Source organism: Pseudomonas nitroreducens, assembly GCF_024170165.1.
In the GTDB taxonomy this organism is placed as follows: Bacteria; Pseudomonadota; Gammaproteobacteria; order Pseudomonadales; family Pseudomonadaceae; genus Pseudomonas; species Pseudomonas nitroreducens_C.
Genome location: NZ_JALJXP010000001.1, coordinates 228247 through 253396, shown reverse-complemented (window position 1 = coordinate 253396; position 25150 = coordinate 228247). Strand labels below are relative to the sequence as shown.

Annotated in this window: 19 protein-coding genes and 1 pseudogene; 15 read left to right on the top strand and 5 right to left on the bottom strand. The window is 60.3% G+C overall.

Annotation, left to right across the window (positions count from 1 at the left end):
* Window positions 1-27 precede the first annotated feature (27 nt).
* The 5 genes and pseudogenes from J2T47_RS01065 to dnaA form a co-directional block, all read right to left on the bottom strand.
* Window positions 28-4920, bottom strand: coding sequence for a DEAD/DEAH box helicase (locus J2T47_RS01065; protein ID WP_253441666.1), 4893 nt, complete (start codon window positions 4918-4920; stop codon window positions 28-30).
* Between the two features lie 200 nt (window positions 4921-5120).
* Window positions 5121-7538: a DNA topoisomerase (ATP-hydrolyzing) subunit B gene (gene gyrB / locus J2T47_RS01060; RefSeq protein WP_253441664.1), complete on the bottom strand. Its 2418-nt coding sequence runs from the start codon at window positions 7536-7538 to the stop codon at window positions 5121-5123.
* Between the two features lie 3 nt (window positions 7539-7541).
* Window positions 7542-8644: pseudogene (recF, locus tag J2T47_RS01055) on the bottom strand (DNA replication/repair protein RecF).
* Window positions 8645-8653: 9 nt separating this feature from the next.
* Entirely contained in the window at window positions 8654-9760 is a 1107-nt protein-coding gene (gene dnaN / locus J2T47_RS01050; protein WP_054907585.1) for a DNA polymerase III subunit beta, read from the bottom strand.
* A 29-nt stretch (window positions 9761-9789) separates the two neighbouring features.
* Window positions 9790-11325, bottom strand: a complete 1536-nt coding sequence (gene dnaA, locus J2T47_RS01045) for a chromosomal replication initiator protein DnaA (protein WP_253441660.1) — start codon at window positions 11323-11325, stop codon at window positions 9790-9792.
* A 520-nt stretch (window positions 11326-11845) separates the two neighbouring features.
* Here dnaA and rpmH point away from each other — a divergent pair.
* From rpmH to atpA, 15 genes are all read left to right on the top strand, one after another.
* Window positions 11846-11980, top strand: a complete 135-nt coding sequence (rpmH, locus tag J2T47_RS01040) for a 50S ribosomal protein L34 (RefSeq protein ID WP_003100258.1) — start codon at window positions 11846-11848, stop codon at window positions 11978-11980.
* A 14-nt stretch (window positions 11981-11994) separates the two neighbouring features.
* On the top strand, window positions 11995-12402 hold the full coding sequence (gene rnpA, locus J2T47_RS01035; protein WP_253441658.1) for a ribonuclease P protein component: 408 nt from the start codon (window positions 11995-11997) through the stop codon (window positions 12400-12402).
* The gene (gene yidD, locus J2T47_RS01030) at window positions 12395-12643 is read left to right on the top strand and encodes a membrane protein insertion efficiency factor YidD (RefSeq protein ID WP_015479779.1); all 249 of its coding nucleotides are present in this window, start codon (window positions 12395-12397) and stop codon (window positions 12641-12643) included. The genes rnpA and yidD overlap by 8 nt, the downstream gene beginning before the upstream one ends.
* Window positions 12644-12645: 2 nt before the next feature.
* Window positions 12646-14394 (top strand): membrane protein insertase YidC, encoded by a 1749-nt coding sequence (gene yidC, locus J2T47_RS01025; protein ID WP_253441656.1) that lies wholly within the window; start codon window positions 12646-12648, stop codon window positions 14392-14394.
* Window positions 14395-14500: 106 nt separating this feature from the next.
* Window positions 14501-15868 (top strand): tRNA uridine-5-carboxymethylaminomethyl(34) synthesis GTPase MnmE, encoded by a 1368-nt coding sequence (mnmE, locus tag J2T47_RS01020; RefSeq protein WP_253441654.1) that lies wholly within the window; start codon window positions 14501-14503, stop codon window positions 15866-15868.
* 547 nt (window positions 15869-16415) lie between these two features.
* Window positions 16416-18308, top strand: coding sequence for a tRNA uridine-5-carboxymethylaminomethyl(34) synthesis enzyme MnmG (mnmG, locus tag J2T47_RS01015; protein ID WP_253441652.1), 1893 nt, complete (start codon window positions 16416-16418; stop codon window positions 18306-18308).
* The gene (gene rsmG, locus J2T47_RS01010) at window positions 18308-18958 is read left to right on the top strand and encodes a 16S rRNA (guanine(527)-N(7))-methyltransferase RsmG (RefSeq protein ID WP_253441650.1); all 651 of its coding nucleotides are present in this window, start codon (window positions 18308-18310) and stop codon (window positions 18956-18958) included. The genes mnmG and rsmG overlap by 1 nt, the downstream gene beginning before the upstream one ends.
* Before the next feature lie 18 nt (window positions 18959-18976).
* Window positions 18977-19765 carry a ParA family protein gene (locus tag J2T47_RS01005; RefSeq protein WP_024765005.1) on the top strand — a complete coding sequence of 263 codons (789 nt, stop codon included), beginning with the start codon at window positions 18977-18979 and terminating at the stop codon, window positions 19763-19765.
* Between the two features lie 17 nt (window positions 19766-19782).
* A complete protein-coding gene (locus J2T47_RS01000; protein ID WP_253441648.1) occupies window positions 19783-20655 on the top strand; it encodes a ParB/RepB/Spo0J family partition protein in 873 nt (290 codons plus the stop codon).
* Between the two features lie 153 nt (window positions 20656-20808).
* Window positions 20809-21216 carry a F0F1 ATP synthase subunit I gene (locus tag J2T47_RS00995; RefSeq protein ID WP_253441639.1) on the top strand — a complete coding sequence of 136 codons (408 nt, stop codon included), beginning with the start codon at window positions 20809-20811 and terminating at the stop codon, window positions 21214-21216.
* 16 nt (window positions 21217-21232) lie between these two features.
* Window positions 21233-22102, top strand: a complete 870-nt coding sequence (gene atpB, locus J2T47_RS00990) for a F0F1 ATP synthase subunit A (RefSeq protein ID WP_253441638.1) — start codon at window positions 21233-21235, stop codon at window positions 22100-22102.
* Between the two features lie 109 nt (window positions 22103-22211).
* On the top strand, window positions 22212-22469 hold the full coding sequence (atpE, locus tag J2T47_RS00985) for a F0F1 ATP synthase subunit C (RefSeq protein ID WP_043256731.1): 258 nt from the start codon (window positions 22212-22214) through the stop codon (window positions 22467-22469).
* 52 nt (window positions 22470-22521) lie between these two features.
* Window positions 22522-22992 carry a F0F1 ATP synthase subunit B gene (locus J2T47_RS00980; protein WP_253441636.1) on the top strand — a complete coding sequence of 157 codons (471 nt, stop codon included), beginning with the start codon at window positions 22522-22524 and terminating at the stop codon, window positions 22990-22992.
* 12 nt (window positions 22993-23004) lie between these two features.
* Window positions 23005-23541 (top strand): F0F1 ATP synthase subunit delta, encoded by a 537-nt coding sequence (locus tag J2T47_RS00975; protein ID WP_017518841.1) that lies wholly within the window; start codon window positions 23005-23007, stop codon window positions 23539-23541.
* Between the two features lie 18 nt (window positions 23542-23559).
* On the top strand, window positions 23560-25104 hold the full coding sequence (gene atpA / locus J2T47_RS00970) for a F0F1 ATP synthase subunit alpha (protein WP_045213785.1): 1545 nt from the start codon (window positions 23560-23562) through the stop codon (window positions 25102-25104).
* Window positions 25105-25150: the final 46 nt, after the last annotated feature.

Genomic DNA, 25150 nt, shown 5'->3' with positions numbered 1-25150 from the left:
CTTTTCAAAATCATAGCGCCAGCTTTTTTACCCGATATCGAGGGAGGGCAAAGCCGTGACGATTTTCTGAGTTTCCAAACTGACGGTGACCACGCGCTGGAACAGCTCAAGCGGGTACTTGGGGTTGCCCATGGTTTCGACGGCCCAGTCGTTGGCGTCGTTGACGATGCCGCTGGCCTTGTCGGTACGTACGGCCTGCCGCTCCATTACCCAGTCCAGCGCGGCCTTACCGTTAACCACATAGTCCCAGGCCGCTTCCGGGATGCCCTTCAGGGTGATGCGGTGGTTGTAAATGACCGTGCTCTTGTCGCCCTTCTTGGCGAACTTCATTTTCTCCACACGGTATTCGACATTGGTAAGCGGGCCCTTGGCCTCGATGGTCAGGGGATACGGCTCGACAGTTTCGTAGTTCAGATGAATATTTGCCAAGGCGCGGCCTGCCTTGCTGAAGACCCAGAAGTCGGCAACCTTCTTCACTGCCGGAATGCGCGGCAGTTCCTTGCTGAGGTTGTCGGCAAAGCGCTCACGGTAGTCCGGTGAATGGAGGATGCCGTAGACGTAGTAGAAAAGGTCTTCTTTGCTGATTGACTCACCGGGGTAGGCGCTCTGGAAATCCGCCAGGCCAGCATCGGTGACAGCATCACGTCGGCGCAAGCCTCCTCCAGCAGTTTCAACAAAGAGGTCGTCTTTTGTGGCTTGGGCTGCTTCGTCATAAAGGTAGAGAGGGAAGCACTGCGAACCTTCGATATCCACGAAGTGAAGGCTTGGGACATGGCGCGAAATCAACGCACTGAACGCCACCTTTTCCCCTGCGGCGGAAACTCCGATCACCAAATTCTCCGCTGCGGCATCGGGAAAGATGCGCGGCATCTGATAGACCCTTTCGTTGAGGCGACGGTTGTAGTAGAGCCATTGCTTGGTGAACGGACGATACAAGCTAAGCGCCATGCATTCACTCTCGCAGGCATAGCTGCGGTTTTTGCCTAAATCCTGCTTTAAATTGACAGTCCAACTGATACGAGTCGGGTCAGTATCGATAAACCCGTCCACCTTCGTCTGACGTACTTTTGCGTCCAGCTCAGGATGAGCCGCATTGAAGCGATCTACTTCTGCGTTGTAAAAGCCGATCATTCTGCCCATGTTGTTCTCCAGCTTGATTTTGCTGGAGTTGTATGCCCAGGCATCACGCTGGGTTTTCACACCATTGGAATAGTTTTCGAACAGTGTTAGCGCGCTCTTGTCGTCTTTGTCGCCTAGCACGATGAACTGGTTGAAACTGTCGTCGCGCTGCTTTAGCCAGTCACCGTGCTCGTCTGGGGTAATCTGCTGCCACTGTTGTATGCCGGCAACACTGCTAAAAGCTGCGATTTTCTCCAGCTTTTCCTCGCGGCTCAGGTAGTCGCCAATGTCATGGAAAAAAATCTGACCATGCACCTTCGCTTCGGGATTTTTAACTAGTAGCGATATTGCGATAGCAGCTGAACTTCCCATACCGAAAATTTGCCCACCTTCTTTCTTTGCACGCTCGCCGGCTGTTTTCTGCCCCCTCAGACCACGAAGATGGAAGACATAAAGAGAAGAAAACTCGTCGGCTAGGCATCTACGCAATCCATCAGCCGTTCTGGCGTCTACGAACCCAGCATTAGTCACAAAGCCAATGATTCCAGCGTCGCCAATACGATCACTGGCCCAGCGGATAGAGCGTATGTAGCTGTCATACAGGGAGTTTTTGTTGGTTGCTTCAGAGCGTGCTCCATAGGTGTTACGGATACGGGCATCCAACCCAGGGTAAGGCACGTTAGCGTTGTTAGCATTGGCATCACCCTGACCTACCGAATACGGCGGATTTCCTACGATTACCCGAATATCCAGCGCCTTTTGCCGCTTGCGTCGGGCACTGTTGTCTTCCAGCAGGGCGTCTATCAGATCGTCCTTCTCATACATCTGGAAGGTGTCGGTCAAGCAGATGCCTTCAAATGGGGTGTATTCGTCGATCACTTCGCCGTGGTAGGCCGCTTCGATATTGATGGCCGCAATGTAATAGGCCAGTAGCACCAGCTCGTTGGCATGGATTTCGTGCTTGTACTTGTGCGGCAGCTCTTCAGGCTTGATCAGACCCGACTGGATCAGGCGCGTAATAAAGGTGCCGGTGCCGGTGAAGGGGTCGATAATGTGAACGCCCTTGCTACCCAGCGTCTGGCCGAACCCCTGATGCAACAAGTGATTGACGCTGTGGAGGATGAAGTCCACCACCTCAATCGGGGTGTATACGATACCCAGGCGCTCGGTCATCTTGGGGAAGGCGTTGCGGAAGAACTTGTCGTACAGCTCGACGATGATCTTTTGCTTGCCTTGGGCGTTATTGATGCCGACTGCACGTTGGCGCACGCTGGCGTAGAACTTCTCCAGGGTATCGGCTTCCTTGGCCAAGTGATGCTCATGGAGGGCGTCCAGCACGCCTTGCATGGCCTTGGACATGGGGTTGTTGCTGGCAAAGCTGTACTCATCGAACAGCGCATCGAACACCGGCTTGGTTACCAGGTGCTGGGCGAGCATTTCGACAATCTCGCCATCGCTGATACTGTCGTTGAGATCGTCGCGCAGCTCGGCGGCAAACGTGTTGAAAGCCTCCTTTTCCTGAGTGTTGGCCTGGTTCTCCAAGATGCCCTGGATGCGGTCGATATGGGTGCGTGCAATCTTGGCGATGTCGTTGGCCCAGTCTTCCCAGTGGTGGCGGTTACCGCACTTCTCGACGATCTTGGCGTAAATAGCCTTCTCAATTTCACCTACTTCGTAGGCCAGCTCGGCCTGCTGGGTCATCTGCCCTGGAGCATCATGGTTCTTGCTGCCGATGCCGTACTGACCTTTGCCGGCCTTGCCGTTGCTGGTGCCAGTGACTTTCTTTTCCTTCTTCTCGGCTTTGTCGGTGATGGCAATGACTTCCATTTTGTGCGGGTCTGAGCCGTTGAAGTCGAGCTTGTTGACCATGGCGTCGAAGCTGTCATCGTGCGAGCGCAACGCCTGAAGTACCTGCCAGACCACCTTGTAGGTCTGGTTGTCGTTGAGCGCTTCGTGGGGTTCCATACCCGCCGGAATGACCACCGGCAGCACGACATAGCCGCGCTTCTTACCCGGTGCGTTGCGCATCACGCGGCCAACGGACTGCACCACATCTACCTGGGAGTTGCGCGGGGTAAGGAAAAGGACGGCGTCTAACGCCGGCACGTCCACACCCTCAGAGAGGCAGCGTACGTTGCTGAGGATGCGGCAAGTGTTGGCCGGGGGGGCTTCCTTCAGCCAGCTGAGCTTGGCTTCCTTCGCGCTGGCATTCATGCCACCATCCACGTGCTCAGCCTCGCAGATAAGTCGCGAGGCTTCGTCGATCTCTTCGGATTTCTGGTAAGCCTCCACCACCGATTGGAACATGCTGGCGATGTTGACCGAGCTGACCTTGTGCTTGGTGCCCTTATAGTTGGGCGAAATGACCTGGCAGAACGCCACGGCACGCTTCATCGGTTCGTCATCACCTATCAGCTGCTCATGCAGACCCTGCTTGGCCAATGCCTTCCAGCAGCCGACAATCTTGGCCGCGTCATCCACTTTTAGCTGGTTGTTCTCGTCCTTCAGCATGTCCTGAAGGCGACGGCTGATGGTGCTCTCCTCGACGGTGAGTACCAGCACCTTGTAATCGGTGAGCAAGCCGCGCTGAACGGCCTCGGAGAAGTTGATGACGAACAGCTCTTTGCCGTATAGCGCCTCGTCATCCATCGAGCACAGGGTGACTTCGCCGGACTCAGCTTTGATTTTTGCGCTGTCACCGTAGATGCGTGGTGTTGCGGTCATGTACAGACGCTTGGCCGCGCGGATGTAGTCGGCTTCATGAACGCGTACGAAGTTGCTTTCGTCATCGTCGCCAAAGGTGGCGCCGGTAGTGCGGTGCGCTTCGTCGCAGATCACTAGATCGAAAGCGGGTAAGCCATGATCTGCCTGGGCACGGTTGATCACGTCGATGGAGTGATAGGTGGAGAACACTACACTCATGTGGTCGGAATCGTGGCGCTTAAGCATTTCCGCTGCGAGGCGATCCGCCTTGGTGGTGGCGGGATAGCGCAGCTCGTGGCTGAACACCTGAACCGCGTCATCCTCTGCTTTGCGCTTCTTGCCTACGTCGCTGTCAGAGCAGACGGCAAAGCTGTGGAGTGGGGTTGCGCTTTCCTGAGTCCACTCGGTGAGGGTCTGCGACAGCAGCGAGAGACTAGGCACAAGGAACAATACGCGCTTGCCTTTGCCAGCCCGCTGCTCAGCGATCTTCAGGCTGGTGAATGTCTTGCCTGTACCGCAAGCCATGATCAGCTTGCCACGCTCGGCTTCCTTGAGGCCCGCAGCCACAGCGTTCAGTGCTGTATGCTGGTGATCGCGAAGCTGCTTACGCGCCTTGAGCACCACGGCCTGATTGGGCTGGTATTTAACCCAGTCGATCTGGCTGTCTTCCAGAGCTTGCAGGTCGATCTTGCTAACTGGAGGCTGCTGGCCCTGCAAAGCGTCCTCTGCGTGCTCGCTCCAGTTGTTGGTCGTTGTCACTATGATACGGTGCGAAAACGGCGCCTTTCCCGAGGCTGTGAAAAAGCTGTCGATGTCCTTCTTCTGAACCTTGTAGTCTTCAGCGTACAGCTTGCACTGTATGGCGTGGTACTCGCCGGTACCCTGGGTACGGGCCACCAGGTCGATACCCGCGTCCTTACCGCTGAGGCCGTGCTCTTTGGCCCATCCGGCGTATGTCCACACCTTGTCGTACAAATCACGGTAGGTTGCTTCGTTGCGCAGATAAGCGCAAATCAGCTCCTCGAAGTAGGTTCCTTTTTCGCGCTCGGTGACGGAGGCGGAACGAAAGGTATCGAGGAGAGCGGAGAGGGCGGACATTGCGAATTCCTTTTAATTACAGCTAGCGCAGATCTCAGGCGCTAAATTATTCCAGTCTATCAATAGCCGTCTTTGTGAGCAGCCAAAAGAAAACCCCAGTAGATACGAGATCTACTGGGGTTTTTTCTCTACTCATTTACTTTGGCCGGAACTCTTAACATTGGCCAATAGAGCAAATAACTTTGCCCACCTACACAGGATCAGACGTCCAGGTTGGACACCGCCAGGGCATTGCTTTCGATGAAGTCGCGGCGCGGCTCCACGGCATCGCCCATCAGGGTGTTGAACAGCTGGTCGGCCGCGATGGCGTCCTCGATGGTCACCTTCAGCATGCGGCGCACGTTCGGGTCCATGGTGGTTTCCCACAGCTGATCCGGGTTCATCTCGCCCAGACCTTTGTATCGCTGGATGCTGTGGCGCTTGGTGCCTTCAGTCATCAGCCAGTCCAGGGCATCCTTGAAGGTGCTGACGTTCTTCTTGCGCTCGCCTTTCTGCACATAGGCGCCGTCTTCCAGCAGGCTGTTCAGCTTGCCGCCCAGTTCAGTCACCGCGCGGTAATCGTTGCTGGCGAAGAAATCGCGGTTGAAGGTGACGTAGTTCGACAGGCCGTGGGCGACCATCTCGACTTCCGGCAGCCACAGGTGGCGCTCGCGGTCTTCGCGCAGGCTGACCTTGTAGGTCAGGCCGGACTTCTCGACAGCCTTCAGGCGCGCCTGGAACTGCTCGATCCAGGCCTGCATGGTGGCCTCATCACCGAGCTTGTCGGCCTCGATACGCGGCAGGTAGATGAAGTGCTCGGTCAGGTCCTGCGGGTACAGACGGGACAGGCGGGAGAGGGTGCGCATGACAGCGCGGTACTCGTTGACCAGCTTCTCCAGCGCTTCGCCGGACAGGCCCGGGGCGCTTTCGTTGACGTGCACGCTGGCCTCTTCGAGGGCCGACTGGGTCATGTACTCCTCCATGGCCACGTCGTCCTTGATGTACTGCTCCTGCTTGCCACGCTTCACCTTGTACAGCGGCGGCTGGGCGATGTAGATGTAGCCGCGCTCGACCAGCTCCGGCAGCTGACGGAAGAAGAAGGTCAGCAGCAGGGTACGGATGTGCGAACCGTCGACGTCGGCATCGGTCATGATGATGATGTTGTGGTAACGCAGCTTGTCGATGTTGTACTCCTCGCGACCGATACCGCAGCCCAGTGCGGTGATCAGCGTGCCGACCTCCTGGGAGGACAGCATCTTGTCGAAGCGAGCCTTCTCGACGTTGAGGATCTTGCCCTTGAGCGGCAGGATCGCCTGGGTCTTGCGGTTACGGCCCTGCTTCGCAGAACCGCCCGCGGAGTCACCTTCCACGATGTACAGTTCGGAGAGGGCGGGGTCCTTCTCCTGGCAGTCGGCGAGCTTGCCCGGCAGGCCGGCGATGTCCAGCGCGCCCTTGCGGCGGGTCATCTCACGGGCCTTGCGCGCGGCCTCACGGGCACGGGCGGCGTCGATCATCTTGCCGACCACGGCCTTGGCTTCGTTCGGGTTCTCCAGCAGGAAGTCGGCGAAGTACTTGCCCATCTCCTGTTCCACGGCGGTCTTCACCTCCGAGGAAACCAGCTTGTCCTTGGTCTGCGAGCTGAACTTCGGATCCGGCACCTTCACCGAAATGATCGCGGTCAGACCTTCACGGGCGTCGTCGCCGGTGGTGGCGATCTTGAATTTCTTCGCCAGGCCTTCCTGCTCGATGTAGTTGTTCAGGTGACGGGTGAGCGCCGAGCGGAAGCCCGCCAGGTGGGTACCACCGTCACGCTGGGGAATGTTGTTGGTGAAGCAGAGGATGTTCTCGTTGAAGCTGTCGTTCCACTGCAGGGCGACTTCGACGCCGACGCCGTCTTCTTCGCGCTGGCAATTGAAGTGGAAGACCTGGTTCACCGCGGTCTTGTTGGTGTTCAGGTACTCGACGAATGCACGCAGGCCGCCTTCGTACTTGAACAGCTCTTCCTTGCCGGCACGCTCGTCGCGCAGGACGATACCAACGCCGGAGTTCAGGAAGGACAGCTCGCGAATCCGCTTGGCCAGGATGTCCCAGCTGAAGTGGATGTTGTGGAAGGTTTCCGGGGACGGCTTGAAGTGCACCTCGGTGCCCGAACCATCGGTATCGCCGACCGGGCGCAGCGGGAACTGCGGAACGCCGTGGTGGTAGACCTGTTCCCAGACCTTGCCTTCACGGCGAATGGTCAGGCGCAGCTCGTGGGAGAGGGCGTTCACCACCGACACACCCACGCCGTGCAGGCCGCCGGAGACCTTGTAGCTGTTGTCGTCGAACTTACCGCCGGCGTGAAGGACGGTCATGATGACCTCGGCCGCGGAGACCCCTTCTTCCTTGTGGATATCCACCGGAATGCCGCGACCGTTGTCGCGCACGGTGATGGATTCATCGGTGTGAATGGTGATGCTGATCTCGCTGCAGTAGCCCGCCAGCGCTTCGTCGATCGAGTTGTCCACGACCTCGAAGACCATGTGGTGCAGGCCAGTGCCGTCGTCGGTGTCACCGATGTACATGCCCGGACGCTTACGTACGGCATCCAGCCCCTTCAGTACCTTGATACTGGAAGAGTCGTAGGTGTTCTCGCTCATTCTTCACTCCCGATGGTAGTGTCCTGAGAGACGCGCCCATGTTCCACGTGGAACATCGACACCGGCGTTTCCATTTGCCAGCCGTCTTTCAATAAGTTTGGGTCGACGCAGGTGATGAATACCTGGCAACCCAGATCTTCGAGAAGTCGGCACAAAGACAACCGATGCTTCTCATCCAATTCGGAGGGGAGGTCATCCACCAGGTAAACGCATTGCCCGCGCTTGGCCTGGTTGATCAAGTGCCCCTGGGCGATCCGCAACGCGCAGACCACCAGTTTCTGTTGGCCACGGGATAGAATCTCCGCGGCATTGTTGCCCCCCAGGCGAATTCTCAGATCCGCCCTTTGCGGTCCTGCCTGGGTGTGCCCCATCTGCTGATCGCGCAGCAGGCTGGAAGACAGCACCTCGCTCAGGTCGCGTTCCTTATCCCATCCCCGGTAGTAGCTGAGCGTCAGGTCATCGAGCTGAATGAGCTCGGCCAGGGTGCGCTCGAACTGGGGCTTGAGAGCCTGGATATAGGACCGGCGATAAGCGTCGATTTCGTCGCTCGCTGCACATAATTCGCGGTCCCACGCAGCCTGCGAAGCACCGTCCAGTTTACCATGTCGGAGCCACGAGTTCCGCTGTCGCAAGGCCTTCTGCAGCCTCTGCCACGCGACCATGAAGCGTTGTTCCACGTGGAACACACCCCAATCGAGGAACTGCCGGCGAATCTTCGGCGCGCCTTCCAGTAAACGGAAGCTATCCGGATTGATCAGCTGCAGCGGCAGAGTCTCCGCCAACTGAGCAGCGCTGCGTGCGTTCTGACCGTCGATACGAATCTGGAATTCACCCTGTCGATCGCGCGAAACGCCGAGGCTACTGTCAAAGCCGTTGCCCAGACGCACCTGTCCGAAAACCGTACAAGCGGGCTCTTCGTACTGAATGACAGGTTGCAGACGGATGCTGCGGAAGGAGCGGGCGAGGCCGAGCAGGTAGATGGCTTCCAGCACGCTGGTCTTGCCGCTGCCGTTTTCGCCGTAGAGGATGTTGATGCGGGGGGAGGGGGAGAAGGTCACCGGGTGCAGGTTACGCACCGCGGTGACCGAAAGGCGGGTAAGGGACATCGATACGCGTCAGAGGCGCATCGGCATGACGACGTAGGCAGAATCGTCGTTGTCTGCTTCCTGCACCAGCGCACTGCTGTTGGAGTCGGAGAGGATCATGCGCACCTGCTCGGTACCCATGACGCCCAGGACGTCCAGCAGGTAGCTGACGTTGAAACCGATTTCCAGGCTGCCACCGTTGTAGTCGACCTGCACTTCTTCTTCCGCCTCTTCCTGCTCCGGGTTGTTCGCCTGGATTTTCAGAAGGCCGTTGGAGAGCTGCAGGCGAATGCCGCGGTACTTCTCGTTCGACAGGATCGCGGTACGGCTGAAAGCTTCACGCAGCACCTGGCGATCACCGATGACCAGTTTGTCGCCGCCCTTGGGCAGCACGCGCTCGTAGTCGGGGAACTTGCCGTCGACCAGCTTCGAGGTGAAGGTGAACTCGCCGGTGGTCGCACGGATGTGGTGCTGACCAAGGACGATGGATACTTCGCCGTCCTGCTCGGTGAGCAGGCGAGCCAGTTCGAGGATGCCTTTGCGCGGCACGATCACCTGGTGGCGATCCTGCGCTTCCGGCACGCCATTGCTCAGCGAGCACATGGCCAGGCGGTGGCCGTCGGTGGCTACGGCGCGCAGCGTGCCGCCGCCCACTTCCAGCAGCATGCCATTGAGGTAGTAGCGGACGTCCTGCTGCGCCATGGCGAAGCTGGTGCGGTCGATCAGGCGGCGCAGCTTGCTCTGCACCAGGCTGAAGGTCAGCGAACCCGGGCCTTCTTCCACAGTGGGGAAATCGTTGGCCGGTAGGGTGGAGAGGGTGAAGCGGCTGCGGCCGGCCTTCACCAGGAGCTTCTGCTCGTCCACGCGGATGTCGATCACGGCGTCGCTGGGCAGGCTCTTGCAGATGTCCATCAGCTTGCGCGCCGGCACGGTGATTTCGCCCGGCTCGGCGGCATCTTCCAGGGTGACGCGACCCACCAGTTCGACTTCCAGGTCGGTACCGGTCAGCGACAGTTGCTGGCCTTCGACGACCAGCAGGACGTTGGAAAGAACCGGCAGCGTCTGGCGGCGCTCGACAACGCCAGCGACCAGTTGCAGGGGTTTCAACAGAGCTTCGCGTTGAATAGTGAAATGCATGGTCTAGTCCCTTGCCTCGTGAGGCTGCGTCAGGTGGTCAGAGTACGCAGCAGGTTCTTGTAGTCCTCGCGAATATCCGCGTCGGATTCCTTGAGTTGAGCGATCTTACGACAGGCGTGCAGCACCGTGGTGTGATCCCGACCGCCGAAGGCCACGCCGATTTCCGGCAGGCTGTGGTTGGTCAGTTCCTTGGAAAGTGCCATGGCTACCTGGCGCGGACGTGCCACCGAGCGCGAACGGCGCTTGGACAGCAGGTCGGCGATCTTGATCTTGTAGTACTCGGCGACGGTGCGCTGGATGTTATCGATGCTCACCAGCTTGTCCTGCAGGGCCAGCAGGTCCTTCAGCGACTCACGGATCAGCTCGATGGTGATTGGCCGGCCCATGAAGTGGGAGTGGGCGATCACGCGCTTGAGCGCACCTTCCAGTTCGCGCACGTTGGAGCGGATGCGCTGGGCGATGAAGAACGCGGCGTCGTGCGGCAGCTCGACCTTGGCCTGCTCGGCCTTCTTCATCAGGATCGCCACGCGGGTTTCCAGCTCCGGCGGCTCCACCGCCACCGTAAGACCCCAGCCGAAGCGCGACTTCAGGCGCTCTTCCAGGCCTTCGATTTCCTTCGGGTAGCGGTCGCTGGTCAGGATGACCTGCTGGCCGCCTTCGAGGAGGGCGTTGAAGGTGTGGAAGAATTCTTCCTGGGAACGCTCCTTGCGGGCAAAGAACTGGATATCGTCGATCAGCAGCGCGTCCACCGAGCGGTAGAAGCGCTTGAACTCGTTGATGGCATTCAGCTGCAGCGCTTTCACCATGTCCGCAACGAAACGTTCCGAATGCAGGTACACGACCTTGGCATTGGGATTCTTCTTCAGCAGATGGTTACCCACAGCGTGCATCAGGTGGGTCTTGCCCAGGCCGACGCCACCATAAAGGAAGAGCGGGTTGTAGCCGTGCTTGAGGTTGTCCGCCACCTGCCAGGCAGCCGCGCGGGCCAGCTGGTTGGACTTACCCTCGACGAAGTTCTCGAAGGTGAAGGTGCGATTGAGGTAGCTGGTGTGCTTGAGCGCACCTTCTACCTGCACGTTGCGTTCGGTACGCACAGCCGCGGCTGGCATGGCAGCCGCCATCGGATCGATACCCGGGCTGGACTCGTCGAGATCGACGATGGTCTGCACCGGCGCGACCTGAACAGGCTGCGGCTCCGGCATGGCCATGGCAACTGGCGCCGGCGCAGCCACGGGGGCAGGTACAGCGGCAACCGGCGCGGCTGCCTGCTGCACGCTCACTTGCGGCGTCGGAACCAGGGCTGGGCGCGGAGTACGGCTGCGGCGGCTGCCGATCAACAGCGAAATCGCCGGGATCTGGCCATTGCCACGCTCACTCAGCAACTCGAGCAGGCGCCCCATGTACTTCTCGTTGACCCAGTCGAGCACGAAGCGGTTGGGTGCGTAGACGCGCAGCTCCTCACCCTCGGCCTCGACCTGCAAGGGTCGGATCCAGGTGTTGAATTGCTGGGACGGCAGCTCGTCGCGCAGAAGCTCTACGCACTGCTGCCAAAGTTCCACGGACACGGATATCCCCCAAAAGAAGTCGCAAAGCGAAACAGGCCGCTATTGTATCCCCGCCGGACCAACTTATCCACAGTTAAGCGCGCCGGGATGCAAGCAAAATCAAGGTGTTAATGATTTTACCGGCGGTCGGGTAATGGCGCCTTGAACCTTGTGGATAACAGCTTGATGGGGCAAGGGAAGACTCTGGTGATCGTTCTGTGGAAAAAATCCCTGTGGAAAAATCTGCATTCCATACCCAGCTTTCCAACCGGCCCCACACAAGTGGCCCACGACTTCCCGACAGGGTTATCATTTGCCCCGAGGCGCTTGTTCAGAGGCTGTTGGCGAGTTATGCACAGGCAAAGGCCGACATAAACATAATCATCGCTTCAATCTTTAGAAAAGAGATTTCCTTCTTTTCTATAGATTTTGTATCCGGGTCTGGTTGGAAATTGACCTGACCGCCCGATTTCACTAGAATCGCCGGTCTCTTTAAACGGGGTCACTGCGACCTCATGTCGTCAAACCCAGGTACCGAATCATGAAACGTACTTTCCAACCCAGCACCCTCAAGCGCGCTCGCGTGCACGGCTTCCGCGCTCGTATGGCCACCAAGAACGGTCGTCAGGTTCTGTCGCGTCGTCGCGCCAAGGGCCGTAAGCGTCTGACCGTCTGATTTGTCTGACACAGGTGGTGAGTCGAGATTTCAGCCGGGATAAACGTCTTCTGACAGCCCGGCAATTCACCGCAGTCTTCGACTCCCCCACCTCCAAGGTTCCCGGCAAGCACATCCTGCTGCTGGCGCGCGAAAACGGTCTCGATCACCCCCGCCTGGGCCTGGTGATCGGCAAGAAGAACGTCAAGCTCGCTGTCGAGCGCAATCGCCTCAAACGCCTTCTCCGTGAATCCTTCCGCCATCACCAGCAGAAGCTGGCCGGCCTGGATATCGTGGTGATCGCACGCAAGGGCCTCGGCGATCTGGAGAATGAAGAACTGCACCAGCAGTTCGGCAAGCTCTGGAAGCGCCTGTTGCGCAACCGGCCCAGCCCGGAACCTTCGACAGATTCTCCGGGAGTGACCGACAGTTCCCATGCGTAGACTGGCGCTGTTACTGATCCAGTTTTACCGCTACGCCATCAGTCCCATGATGGGCAGGCACTGTCGTTTCTACCCCAGCTGTTCCTGCTACGCGCAGGAAGCCATTGAAACCCATGGCTTCCTGCGTGGTGGCTGGCTGGCCGCTCGTCGCCTCGGCCGCTGCCACCCCTGGCATCCCGGTGGCTACGATCCGGTTCCGCCAGATCCTTCCAAGCCCGCCCCTTCCTCGACGGCCGAGTAACCATGGACATCAAACGTTCAATCCTATTCGTCGCCCTGGCAATCGTGTCCTACGCGCTGGTTCTCCAGTGGAACAAGGACTACGGCCAGCCCGAACTGCCGGCGCAGACCGCGACCTTCAATCAGACTGAAGGCTTGCCGGACACTTCCGTGCCTGCCGGCAATGCAGCCAATGCCGACGTACCCACCACGCAGAACGCCCAGGCCAGCCTGCCCAATGAGCAGAAGCCAGCGGCAGCCAGCGAACAGCTGATTCGCGTGAAGACCGATGTCCTGGACGTGACCATCGACCCGCGCGGCGGCGACGTGATCAAGCTCGGCCTGACCCAGTACCCGCTGCGCCAGGACCGCCCGGACGTACCGTTCCCGCTGTTCGAGCGTGACAACCAGCGCACCTACCTGGCGCAGAGCGGCCTGACCGGCGCCAACGGCCCGGATGCCGCTGCCAGCGGTCGCCCGCTCTACGCCTCGGCCAAACCGGTCTACGAACTGGCCGACGGCCAGGACCAGATGGTGGTCGACCTGACTTATGCACAGGATGGCGTGAGCTACATCAAGCGCTTCACCTTCCACCGCGGCCTGAAAAACGACTGCACCGAGAAGGAAAAGGCGCAGAAGAAGCTCGAGTGCATCAACCCCAATGCCTATCAGGTCGGCGTGACCTACCTGATCGACAACCAGAGCGACAAAGCCTGGAACGCCTCGCTGTTCGCCCAGCTCAAGCGTGACGCCAGCGTTGACCCGTCCTCCACCACCGCTACCGGCGTATCGACCTACCTCGGCGCCGCGGTCTGGACCCCTGAAAAGCCCTACGTGAAAGTGTCCATGAAGGACATGGACAAGGAGCAGTTCAAGGAAACCGTCCAGGGTGGCTGGGTAGCCTGGCTGCAGCACTACTTCGTCACCGCCTGGGTTCCCGCCAAGGGCGATACCCACAGCGTGATGACCCGCAAGGACGCCCAGGGTAACTACATCGTCGGCTACACCGGTCCCAACCTGACCGTTGCGCCGGGTGCCAAGGGCGAAACCAGCATGACCCTGTACGCCGGCCCGAAACTGCAGGCGTACCTGAAGGAACTCTCTCCGGGTCTGGAACTGACCGTGGACTACGGCCCGCTGTGGTTCATTGCCCAGCCGATCTTCTGGCTGCTGCAACATATCCACAACCTGGTGGGTAACTGGGGCTGGTCGATCATCTTCCTGACCATCGTCATCAAACTGGCCTTCTTCCCGCTGTCCGCCGCCAGCTACCGCTCCATGGCCCGCATGCGCGCCGTGTCGCCGAAACTGGCTGCCCTGAAGGAACAGCATGGCGATGATCGCCAGAAGATGTCCCAGGCGATGATGGAGCTGTACAAGAAAGAGAAGATCAACCCGCTGGGCGGCTGCCTGCCGATCCTGGTGCAGATGCCGGTCTTCCTCTCCCTGTACTGGGTACTCCTGGAAAGCGTCGAAATGCGCCAGGCCCCTTGGCTGGGCTGGATCGTCGACCTCTCCGTGAAGGATCCGTTCTTCATCCTGCCGATTATCATGGGCGCCACCATGCTGGTTCAGCAGATGCTCAACCCGACGCCGCCGGACCCCATGCAGGCCAAGGTGATGAAGCTGATGCCGATCATCTTCACCTTCTTCTTCCTGTGGTTCCCGGCCGGCCTGGTGCTGTACTGGGTTGTGAACAACTGCCTGTCCATCGCACAGCAGTGGTACATTACCCGCCGGATCGAAGCGGCGTCGAAGAAGGCTTCTGCCTGATAGCGAGCGCACCTCCGATCGACAAGACGCCCCCTCGTGGGGCGTTTTGCTATGTGGATAACTCAGCTTTTGCTCGAGCCACGAACACAACCGCGAGACCGCCGACATGAATGCAGCCCGTGAAACCATCGCCGCCGTCGCCACCGCCCAGGGCCGTGGCGGGGTCGGCATCGTCCGCGTCTCCGGTCCCCGTGCCCGCGCCATGGCCATCACCCTGAGCGGCCGTGAGCCACAGCCGCGCTTCGCTCACTACGGCCCCTTCCATGCCGATGACGGCGACGTCATCGACGAAGGCCTGCTGCTGTACTTCCCCGGCCCCAACTCCTTCACCGGTGAGGACGTGCTCGAGCTGCAGGGCCACGGTGGCCCCGTCGTGATGGACATGTTGCTGCAGCGTTGCCTGGAGCTTGGCGCCCGCCAGGCCCGCCCGGGCGAGTTCAGCGAACGAGCCTTCCTCAACGACAAACTCGACCTGGCCCAGGCCGAAGCCATTGCCGACCTCATCGAGGCCAGCTCGGCCCAGGCTGCGCGTAATGCCGTGCGTTCGCTGCAGGGCGAATTCTCCAAACGTGTGCACAGCCTGACCGATCAGCTGATCGGCCTGCGTATGTATGTCGAGGCCGCCATCGACTTCCCGGAGGAGGAAATCGACTTCCTCGCCGACGGCCATGTTCTGTCGCAACTGGATGCGGTTCGTGCCGAGCTGGCTGCGGTGCTGCGCGAAGCGGGCCAGGGCGCACTGCTGCGCGACGGCATGACCGTGGTAATTGCCGGGCGCCCGAACGCCGGCAAGTCCAGCCTGCTGAACGCGCTGGCGGGCCGTGAAGCCGCCATCGTCACCGATATCGCCGGCACCACCCGCGACGTACTGCGCGAACATATCCACATCGACGGCATGCCGCTGCACATCATCGACACCGCGGGCCTGCGCAGCACCGATGACCATGTGGAAAAGATCGGCGTGGAACGCGCGCTGAAGGCGATCAACGAAGCGGATCGGGTACTGCTGGTAGTGGACTCCACGGCACCGGAAGCCAGCGATCCGTTCGCGCTGTGGCCCGAGTTCCTCGACAGCCGCCCAGACCCGGCGCACGTGACCCTGATCCGCAACAAGGCGGATTTATCCACAGAGAGCATCGGACTCGAAGAGAGCGCCGACGGCCACGTCACCATCACCCTCTCCGCGCGCTCGGGCAATGGCCTGGAGCTGCTGCGCGAGCACCTCAAGGCCTGCATGGGCTTCGAACAGACCGCCGAGAGCAGCTTCAGCGCGCGCCGGCGCCACCTGGAAGCCTTGCGCTTGGCTGGTGACAGCCTCGAGCACGGCCGCGCACAGCTCACCCTGAGCGGCGCAGGCGAGCTGCTGGCCGAAGACCTGCGTCAGGCCCAGCAAGCCCTGGGCGAGATTACCGGGGCCTTTACGCCGGACGACCTGCTGGGACGCATCTTCTCCAGCTTCTGCATCGGCAAGTAATCCACAACGCTGCTTTTCCCACCGGTGACGGAGCACTTCCGTCATCGCGCCTCGTGCTGCCCGGCATTTCATATCCCTTCCAGCTATCCACAGCATAAAAGTATCTACAGGCCCCGTAATACTTGGCTTTCAGCGAATTCAAAGGGAATTCAACAGGCATTCCTGAACCCTGTGGAAAAGTCGCGTACAGCTACGTGAACAAACCCTGCATCAAGCAGTGGATAAATCCACCTGTTGATAACACCTCATTTAATCCACAAGCTGATAACGGGACATCCCCCGTCACCGTACAGCATCGACACAGGGTTGTTAGGCGCTGTAAGCCTTGCAGTAGCTGGTGTCCAAGAGGTTATCCACAGAAAACCGCTCCACCATACATAAACACAAGCTCTAAAAAGATTTAAAAAAGTTCCTCTCTTTTATTTTCTATAGAGGCGAACAGTACCCGTTGGCTATTTTTTGTTCAGGTGCCTTCAATCGAAAGCCCTTAACCCCTATACTGTCCGGCTCTCTTCTTTCTCCTTGATCAACAGGCACGAGGTGCGTGGTGGATTTCCCTTCCCGTTTTGACGTGATCGTGATCGGCGGCGGCCATGCCGGCACAGAGGCCGCACTAGCGGCCGCACGCATGGGCGTGAAGACGCTGCTGCTCACCCACAATGTGGAAACCCTTGGTCAGATGAGCTGCAACCCCGCCATCGGTGGGATCGGCAAAAGCCATCTGGTCAAGGAAATCGATGCGCTGGGCGGTGCCATGGCACTGGCCACCGACAAGGGCGGCATCCAGTTCCGTGTGTTGAACAGCCGCAAGGGCCCGGCAGTCCGTGCCACTCGCGCCCAAGCTGACCGCGTTCTCTACAAGGCCGCCGTACGCGAAATCCTCGAGAACCAGGCGAACCTGTGGATATTCCAGCAGGCCTGTGATGACCTGATCGTCGAACAGGACCAGGTACGCGGCGTGGTGACCCAGATGGGTCTGAAATTCCATGCCGATAACGTCGTCCTCACCGCTGGCACTTTCCTCGGCGGACTTATCCACATCGGACTGGAGAACTACTCCGGTGGCCGTGCCGGCGATCCGCCCTCGATCGCCCTGGCTCGCCGCCTGCGTGAACTGCCGCTGCGTGTCGGCCGCCTGAAGACCGGCACTCCACCGCGTATCGATGGCCGCAGCGTTGATTTCAGCGTGATGACCGAGCAGCCCGGTGATACTCCGATCCCGGTGATGTCGTTCCTCGGCAACAAGGAAATGCATCCGCGCCAGGTCAGTTGCTGGATAACCCACACCAACTCGCGGACCCACGAGATCATTGCGTCCAACCTCGATCGCTCGCCGATGTACTCCGGAGTGATCGAAGGGGTCGGCCCGCGCTATTGCCCGTCGATCGAAGACAAGATCCATCGCTTCGCCGACAAGGACAGCCATCAGGTCTTCCTCGAACCGGAAGGCCTGACTACCCACGAGCTGTATCCGAACGGCATCTCCACTTCGCTGCCCTTCGACGTGCAGCTGGAGATCGTCCGCTCGATCCGCGGCATGGAGAACGCGCACATCGTTCGCCCGGGCTATGCCATCGAGTACGACTACTTCGATCCGCGTGACCTGAAGTACAGCCTGGAGACCAAGGTCATCGGCGGCCTGTTCTTCGCTGGCCAGATCAACGGCACCACCGGCTACGAAGAAGCCGGCGCCCAGGGCCTGCTCGCCGGCGCCAACGCCGCGCTGCGCTCGCAGGGCCGCGAAAGCTGGTGCCCGCGCCGCGATGAGGCGTACATCGGTGTACTGGTCGACGACCTGATCACCCTCGGCACCCAGGAGCCGTACCGCATGTTCACCTCGCGCGCCGAATACCGGCTGATCCTGCGGGAGGACAACGCGGACCTGCGCCTGACCGAGAAAGGCCGCGAGCTGGGTCTGATCGACGACGAACGCTGGGCGGTCTTCGAAGCCAAGCGCGAAGGCATCGAACGTGAAGAGCAACGCCTGAAGAGCACCTGGGTTCGTCCCAACACCCCGCAAGGCGATGCCATTGCCGAGCGCTTCGGTACTCCGCTGGCACACGAGTACAACCTGCTGAACCTCCTGGCGCGCCCGGAAATCGACTACGTCAGCCTGGCCGAAGTGACCGGCGCCGGCGCGGAAGACCCGCAGGTCGCCGAACAGGTGGAGATCCGTACCAAGTACGCCGGCTACATCGATCGCCAGCAGGAAGAGATCGCTCGCCTGCGGGCCAGCGAGGACACACGCCTGCCTGTGGATATCGACTACCCGTCCATCTCCGGGCTGTCCAAGGAGATCCAGCTCAAGCTGAGTACTGCCCGACCGGAAACCCTCGGTCAGGCCGGACGCATTCCGGGCGTGACGCCGGCGGCGATTTCCCTGTTGCTGATCCACCTGAAAAAGCGCTCGTCCGGTCGTCAGCTGGAGCAGAGCGCCTGATGTCCCTGGTCACTGCCCGCCACGCCGAAGAACTCGCGCGCGGCATCCAGACGCTCGGCCTGGATATCGACGCCACCGCCCAGCAGCGCCTGCTGGACTACCTGGCCCTGCTGGCCAAGTGGAACAAGGCCTACAACCTCACCGCCGTGCGCGATGTGGATGAAATGGTCTCACGTCATCTGCTCGACAGCCTGAGCATCGTCCCGTCGTTCGAAGCTGCCGGCGGCGAGCGCTGGCTGGACGTCGGCAGCGGCGGCGGCATGCCTGGCATCCCGCTGGCCATCCTGTTCCCCGGCAAGTCCCTGACCCTGCTGGACAGCAACGGCAAGAAGACCCGCTTCCTCACCCAGGTGAAGTTGGAGCTCAAGCTCGACAACCTGCAGGTTATCCACAGCCGGGTGGAAGCCTTCCAGCCCGAGCAGCCGTTCAGCGGCATCGTCTCGCGGGCTTTCAGCAGCCTCGAAGACTTCACCAACTGGACGCGCCACCTGGGCGACATCCAGACCAACTGGCTGGCCATGAAAGGCGTACACCCCAGCGACGAGCTCGCGGCACTCCCGGAGGATTTCCGGGTCGAAGCCGAACGCGCTCTGGCGGTGCCGGGTTGCCAAGGCCAGCGCCATCTGCTGATACTGCGCCGCACTGCATGACGGGGAGTGGGGAAAACCATGGCTAAGGTATTCGCGATCGCCAACCAGAAGGGCGGCGTCGGCAAGACCACGACCTGTATCAACCTCGCGGCATCGCTGGTCGCCACCAAGCGCCGCGTGCTGCTGATCGACCTCGATCCACAGGGCAACGCCACCACCGGCAGCGGTGTGGATAAGTTGTCCCTGGACCATTCCATCTATGACGTGCTCACCGGCGAATGCGACCTGGCCCAGGCCATGCAGTTCTCCGAGCATGGCGGCTACCAGCTGCTGCCCGCCAACCGCGACCTCACCGCGGCGGAAGTGGTGCTGCTGGAGATGGACATGAAAGAACACCGCCTGCGCCACGCGCTGGCGCCGATCCGCGAGAATTACGACTTCATCCTCATCGACTGCCCGCCGTCGCTGTCGATGCTGACGGTCAACGCGTTGTCCGCTTCCGACGGCGTGATCATCCCGATGCAGTGCGAGTACTACGCACTGGAAGGCCTGACCGACCTGATGAACAGCATCCAGCGTATCGCCGAGCGGCTGAACCCGGCGCTGAAGATCGAAGGCCTGCTGCGGACCATGTACGACCCGCGCATCAGCCTGACCAACGATGTCAGCGCGCAGCTGCAGGAACACTTCGGCGACAAGCTCTACACCACCGTGATCCCGCGCAACGTGCGACTGGCCGAGGCGCCCAGCTTCGGCATGCCGGCGCTGGTCTACGACAAGCAATCCCGCGGTGCCCTCGCCTACCTGGCGCTGGCCGGCGAGCTGGTGCGCCGTCAGCGCGCCGCCCGCACCACCGCCCCCGCCTAAGAGATTAAGGAACCCGCATGGCCGCCAAGAAACGAGGTCTCGGACGCGGGCTGGATGCCCTGCTCAGTGGCTCCAGCGCCGCTACGCTGCAGGAAGAAGCCGTTCAGGTGGACAGCAAGGAGCTGCAGCACCTGCCGCTGGACCTGATCCAGCGCGGCAAGTACCAGCCCCGTCGCGACATGGACCCGCAGGCCCTCGAAGAACTCGCCCAGTCGATCAAGGTCCAGGGCGTGATGCAGCCGATCGTCGTGCGCCCGATCGACAAGGGCCGCTACGAGATCATCGCCGGTGAACGCCGCTGGCGCGCCAGCCAGCAGGCCGGCCTGGACAAGATCCCGGCCATGGTCCGCGAAGTACCGGACGACGCCGCCATCGCCATGGCGCTGATCGAAAACATCCAGCGCGAGGACCTCAACCCCATCGAGGAAGCCGCCGCGCTGCAGCGACTGCAGCAGGAATTCCAGCTGACCCAGCAACAGGTCGCCGACGCCGTGGGCAAATCCCGCGTGACCGTGGCCAACCTGCTGCGCCTGATTGCCCTGCCGGACGAGATCAAGACCCTGCTTTCGCATGGCGACCTGGAAATGGGCCACGCCCGCGCCCTGCTCGGACTGCCCGAGAATCGGCAGGTGGAAGGTGCGCGACATGTTGTCGCACGCGGCTTCACTGTGCGTCAGACCGAAGCATTGGTGCGCCAGTGGCTCAATGCCCCCGGCGAACCTGTCAAGGCGGTCAGGACCGACCCGGACATCAGCCGTCTGGAACAGCGCCTGGCCGAGCGCCTGGGCGCTCCGGTGCAGATTCGCCATGGGCAGAAGGGCAAAGGTCAGTTGGTGATCCGCTACAACTCCCTCGACGAGCTTCAGGGCGTCCTCGCCCACATACGTTGATACGAACGTAGCATGTAGGCGTCGTCGGAAATCACTACCTGACGGTTGAACGGGGGGCCTGCAGCCCCCTATACTCTGCGCGCAATTTTGTCGGCACAAAGTATGCCAAGTTATTGATTTGCGAAGCCGACACCAGAGGACTGTGAGTTAGAGATGGAACCCAGCAAGCCCGATCGTTTGCCCTTCCATCATCAACCGGCGTTTCGCCTGTTGCTCGTCCAGCTGGTGGTGCTGCTTATCGGTGCAGCAGTCCTGTGGTTTGCACGGGGATCGGTCGCAGGCTATTCCGGATTGCTCGGGGGCCTGATTGCGTGGTTGCCGAATCTGTACTTTGCTCGCAAGGCGTTCCGCTACAGCGGCGCGCGTTCTGCCCAGCTGATAGTCCGGTCCTTTTATGCCGGTGAGGCGGGAAAACTGATTTTGACGGCAGTGCTCTTCGCACTGACGTTTGCAGGTGTGAAGCCCCTGGCGCCGCTGGCGCTGTTCGGCCTCTACCTGCTGACCCTCGCGGTCAGCTGGTTTGCACCCCTGCTGATGCGAAACACATTTACAAGACCTTAGAGCGATTGAGGCAAACATGGCAGCAGAAAGCGCTTCGGGTTACATCCAGCACCACTTGCAGAACCTGACTCTGGGTCGTCTGCCGGATGGTTCCTGGGGGTTCGCCCACACCGCCGAACAAGCCAAGGAAATGGGCTTCTGGGCATTCCACGTTGATACCCTGGGCTGGTCCGTATTCCTCGGCCTGGTGTTCATCCTTATCTTCCGCATGGCAGCCAAGAAGGCCACCAGCGGTCAACCTGGCGGCCTGCAGAACTTCGTCGAAGTTCTCGTGGAGTTCGTCGACGGCAGCGTGAAGGACACCTTCCACGGCCGTAACCCGCTCATCGCACCGCTGGCGCTGACCGTGTTCGTCTGGATCTTCCTGATGAACCTGATCGACCTGGTGCCCGTGGACTTCCTGCCGCTGGCGGCTCAGGCAGTCACCGGTAACGAGCACCTGTTCTTCCGCGCCGTAGCCACCACCGATCCGAACGCCACCTTCGGCATGTCGATCGCGGTGTTCGCGCTGATCATCTTCTACAGCATCAAGGTCAAGGGCATCGGCGGCTTCCTCGGCGAACTGACCCTGCACCCGTTCAACAGCAAGAACATCGTGGTTCAGATCATCCTGATCCCGGTGAACTTCCTGCTGGAGTTCGTGACCCTGATCGCCAAGCCGGTATCCCTGGCACTGCGTCTGTTCGGCAACATGTACGCCGGCGAGCTGATCTTCATCCTGATCGCCGTGATGTTCGGTTCCGGCATCCTCTGGCTGGGCGGCATGGGCGTCGTGCTGAACTGGGCGTGGGCCGTGTTCCACATCCTGATCATCACCCTGCAGGCCTTCATCTTCATGATGCTGACCATCGTCTATCTGTCGATGGCTCACGAAGACAGCCACTGATCCAAAGATTCTGTACGCCCCTTCCCTGATGGGAGGGGGTGAAAGAAGAGCTTCACCACCTTAACTTGCTTCACCTTTAACCAACACGACAAAAAAGTCGGGAGGAAAAATGGAAACTGTAGTTGGACTCACTGCTATCGCCGTTGCTCTGCTGATCGGTCTGGGCGCTCTGGGTACCGCCATCGGCTTCGGCCTGCTGGGCGGCAAGTTCCTGGAAGGCGCTGCGCGTCAGCCGGAAATGGTTCCGATGCTGCAGGTCAAAATGTTCATCGTTGCTGGTCTGCTCGACGCCGTAACCATGATCGGCGTTGGTATCGCTCTGTTCTTCACCTTCGCTAACCCGTTCATTGCTCAGGTTGCCCACTAATTTCCGAACAGCGGAAATCTGTGACTGAACAACGAACGAGCGAGGTATTGGCGTGAACATTAATGCAACTCTGATCGGCCAGGCCATCGCGTTCGCCATCTTCGTCCTGTTCTGCATGAAGTTCGTATGGCCTCCGGTCATTGCGGCTCTGCAAGAGCGTCAGAAGAAGATCGCCGACGGCCTGGACGCTGCCAACCGCGCGGCTCGTGACCTGGAACTGGCCCACGAGAAAGCGGGTCAGCAACTGCGCGAAGCCAAGGCTCAGGCAGCCGAAATCATCGAGCAGGCGAAGAAGAGCGCTAACCAGATCGTTGACGAAGCCCGTGATCAGGCCCGTGCCGAAGGTGATCGCATGATCGCCCAGGCCAAGGCTCAGATCGAACAGGAACTCAACAGCGTCAAAGACGCCCTGCGTGCCCAAGTGGGTGCCCTGGCTGTCTCCGGCGCCGAGAAGATCCTGGGAGCTTCGATCGATGCCAACGCGCAAAAGCAGCTGGTTGATCAACTGGCCGCCGAGATCTAAGCAGAGGGCGATATGGCAGAACTGACCACATTGGCTCGTCCATACGCGAAGGCGGCTTTCGAGTACGCCCAGGCTCATCAGCAACTGGCCGACTGGTCCGCTGCTCTGGGTGTGCTGGCTGCAGTGTCGCGGGACGACACCGTGCGCCAGCTGCTCAAGGAGCCCCAGCTGACCGCGGCAGCCAAGGCTGACGCGCTGATCGACGTGTGTGGCGACAAGCTCAATGCTCCGGCCCAGAACTTCGTCCGGACTGTGGCTGAAAACAAGCGGCTCGACCTGCTGCCGACCATCTTCGTGATGTTCGAGCAACTCAAGGCCGAGCAGGAAAAGCTGGTCGAGGTCGAGGTCACCAGTGCCTTCGCCCTGGACCAGGAACAGCAGGACAAACTCGCCAAGGCTCTCAGCGCCCGGCTCAGTCGCGAAGTGCGACTTCATGCGTCGGAAGACGCGAGCTTGATCGGCGGCGTGGTAATTCGCGCCGGTGACTTGGTAATCGATGGCTCGGTGCGCGGCAAAATCGCGAAACTGGCCGAAGCGTTGAAATCTTGAGTTTGAAGGGGCAGCGGCATGCAGCAACTCAATCCTTCCGAAATTAGTGAAATCATCAAGGGGCGCATCGAGAAACTCGACGTCGCCTCGCAAGCGCGCAACGAAGGCACCATCGTCAGTGTTTCCGATGGCATCGTGCGCATCTTCGGTCTGGCCGACGTCATGTACGGCGAGATGATCGAATTCCCGGGCGGCGTCTACGGTATGGCGCTGAACCTGGAGCAAGACTCCGTCGGTGCTGTGGTACTGGGTGAATACCAGGACCTCAAAGAAGGCATGAATGCCAAGTGCACCGGCCGCATCCTGGAAGTACCGGTTGGTCCGGAACTGCTGGGTCGCGTTGTCGACGCCCTGGGTAACCCGATCGATGGCAAAGGCCCGATCGATGCCAAGCTGACCGACGCAGTCGAGAAAGTGGCACCGGGCGTGATCTGGCGTAAGTCGGTAGACCAGCCGGTTCAGACCGGTTACAAGTCGGTCGACGCCATGATCCCGGTTGGCCGTGGCCAGCGCGAGCTGATCATCGGTGACCGTCAGATCGGTAAAACCGCTCTGGCCATCGACGCCATCATCAACCAGAAGAACAGCGGTATCCGCTGCGTCTACGTTGCCATCGGTCAGAAGCAATCGACCATCGCCAACGTCGTACGCAAGCTGGAAGAGAACGGCGCCCTGGCCAACACCATCGTGGTGGTTGCCAGTGCTTCGGAATCCGCCGCTCTGCAATACCTGGCTCCGTACTCCGGTTGCACCATGGGCGAATTCTTCCGCGATCGCGGTGAAGATGCCCTGATCGTGTACGACGACCTGTCCAAGCAGGCCGTAGCCTACCGCCAGATCTCCCTGCTGCTGCGCCGTCCGCCGGGCCGCGAAGCTTACCCGGGCGACGTGTTCTATCTCCACAGCCGTCTGCTGGAGCGCGCTTCCCGCGTTTCCGAAGAGTACGTTGAGAAGTTCACCAATGGCGAAGTGAAAGGCAAGACCGGTTCCCTGACCGCCCTGCCGATCATCGAAACCCAGGCTGGCGACGTTTCCGCCTTCGTTCCGACCAACGTGATCTCCATCACCGACGGTCAGATCTTCCTGGAATCCGCGATGTTCAACTCGGGTATCCGTCCGGCCGTCAACGCCGGTATCTCGGTATCCCGTGTCGGTGGCGCGGCCCAGACCAAGATCATCAAGAAGCTGTCCGGCGGCATTCGTACCGCGCTGGCCCAGTACCGTGAACTGGCGGCCTTCGCCCAGTTCGCCTCGGACCTGGACGACGCGACCCGCAAGCAGCTGGAACATGGTCAGCGCGTTACCGAGCTGATGAAGCAGAAGCAATACGCGCCGATGTCCATCGCCGAGATGTCGCTGTCCCTGTATGCCGCCGAGCGTGGCTTCCTGCAGGACGTCGAGATCGCCAAGGTGGGCGCCTTCGAACAAGCGCTGATCGCCTACTTCCAACGTGAGAACGCCGCTCTGCTGGCGAAGATCAACGAGAAGGGTGACTTCAACGACGAAATCGACGCAGGCATCAAGGCCGGCATCGAGAAGTTCAAGGCCACCCAAACCTGGTAAGCCGCAGCGGGGGTCGTTAACGGCCCCCGCCTGCTAAACCGATAGG

What these genes read in the sequence shown, in the direction of transcription:
- J2T47_RS01065 (WP_253441666.1), bottom strand. Translation starts at nt 4,920, where the DNA reads ATGTCCGCCCTCTCCGCTCTCCTCGATACCTTTCGTTCCGCCTCCGTC.
- yidC (WP_253441656.1), top strand. Translation starts at nt 12,646, where the DNA reads ATGGACATCAAACGTTCAATCCTATTCGTCGCCCTGGCAATCGTGTCC.
- mnmE (WP_253441654.1), top strand. Translation starts at nt 14,501, where the DNA reads ATGAATGCAGCCCGTGAAACCATCGCCGCCGTCGCCACCGCCCAGGGC.
- J2T47_RS00975 (WP_017518841.1), top strand. Translation starts at nt 23,005, where the DNA reads ATGGCAGAACTGACCACATTGGCTCGTCCATACGCGAAGGCGGCTTTC.
- J2T47_RS00995 (WP_253441639.1), top strand. Translation starts at nt 20,809, where the DNA reads ATGGAACCCAGCAAGCCCGATCGTTTGCCCTTCCATCATCAACCGGCG.
- atpA (WP_045213785.1), top strand. Translation starts at nt 23,560, where the DNA reads ATGCAGCAACTCAATCCTTCCGAAATTAGTGAAATCATCAAGGGGCGC.
- gyrB (WP_253441664.1), bottom strand. Translation starts at nt 7,538, where the DNA reads ATGAGCGAGAACACCTACGACTCTTCCAGTATCAAGGTACTGAAGGGG.
- rsmG (WP_253441650.1), top strand. Translation starts at nt 18,308, where the DNA reads ATGTCCCTGGTCACTGCCCGCCACGCCGAAGAACTCGCGCGCGGCATC.
- yidD (WP_015479779.1), top strand. Translation starts at nt 12,395, where the DNA reads ATGCGTAGACTGGCGCTGTTACTGATCCAGTTTTACCGCTACGCCATC.
- rpmH (WP_003100258.1), top strand. Translation starts at nt 11,846, where the DNA reads ATGAAACGTACTTTCCAACCCAGCACCCTCAAGCGCGCTCGCGTGCAC.
- J2T47_RS01005 (WP_024765005.1), top strand. Translation starts at nt 18,977, where the DNA reads ATGGCTAAGGTATTCGCGATCGCCAACCAGAAGGGCGGCGTCGGCAAG.
- atpE (WP_043256731.1), top strand. Translation starts at nt 22,212, where the DNA reads ATGGAAACTGTAGTTGGACTCACTGCTATCGCCGTTGCTCTGCTGATC.
- atpB (WP_253441638.1), top strand. Translation starts at nt 21,233, where the DNA reads ATGGCAGCAGAAAGCGCTTCGGGTTACATCCAGCACCACTTGCAGAAC.
- J2T47_RS01000 (WP_253441648.1), top strand. Translation starts at nt 19,783, where the DNA reads ATGGCCGCCAAGAAACGAGGTCTCGGACGCGGGCTGGATGCCCTGCTC.
- dnaN (WP_054907585.1), bottom strand. Translation starts at nt 9,760, where the DNA reads ATGCATTTCACTATTCAACGCGAAGCTCTGTTGAAACCCCTGCAACTG.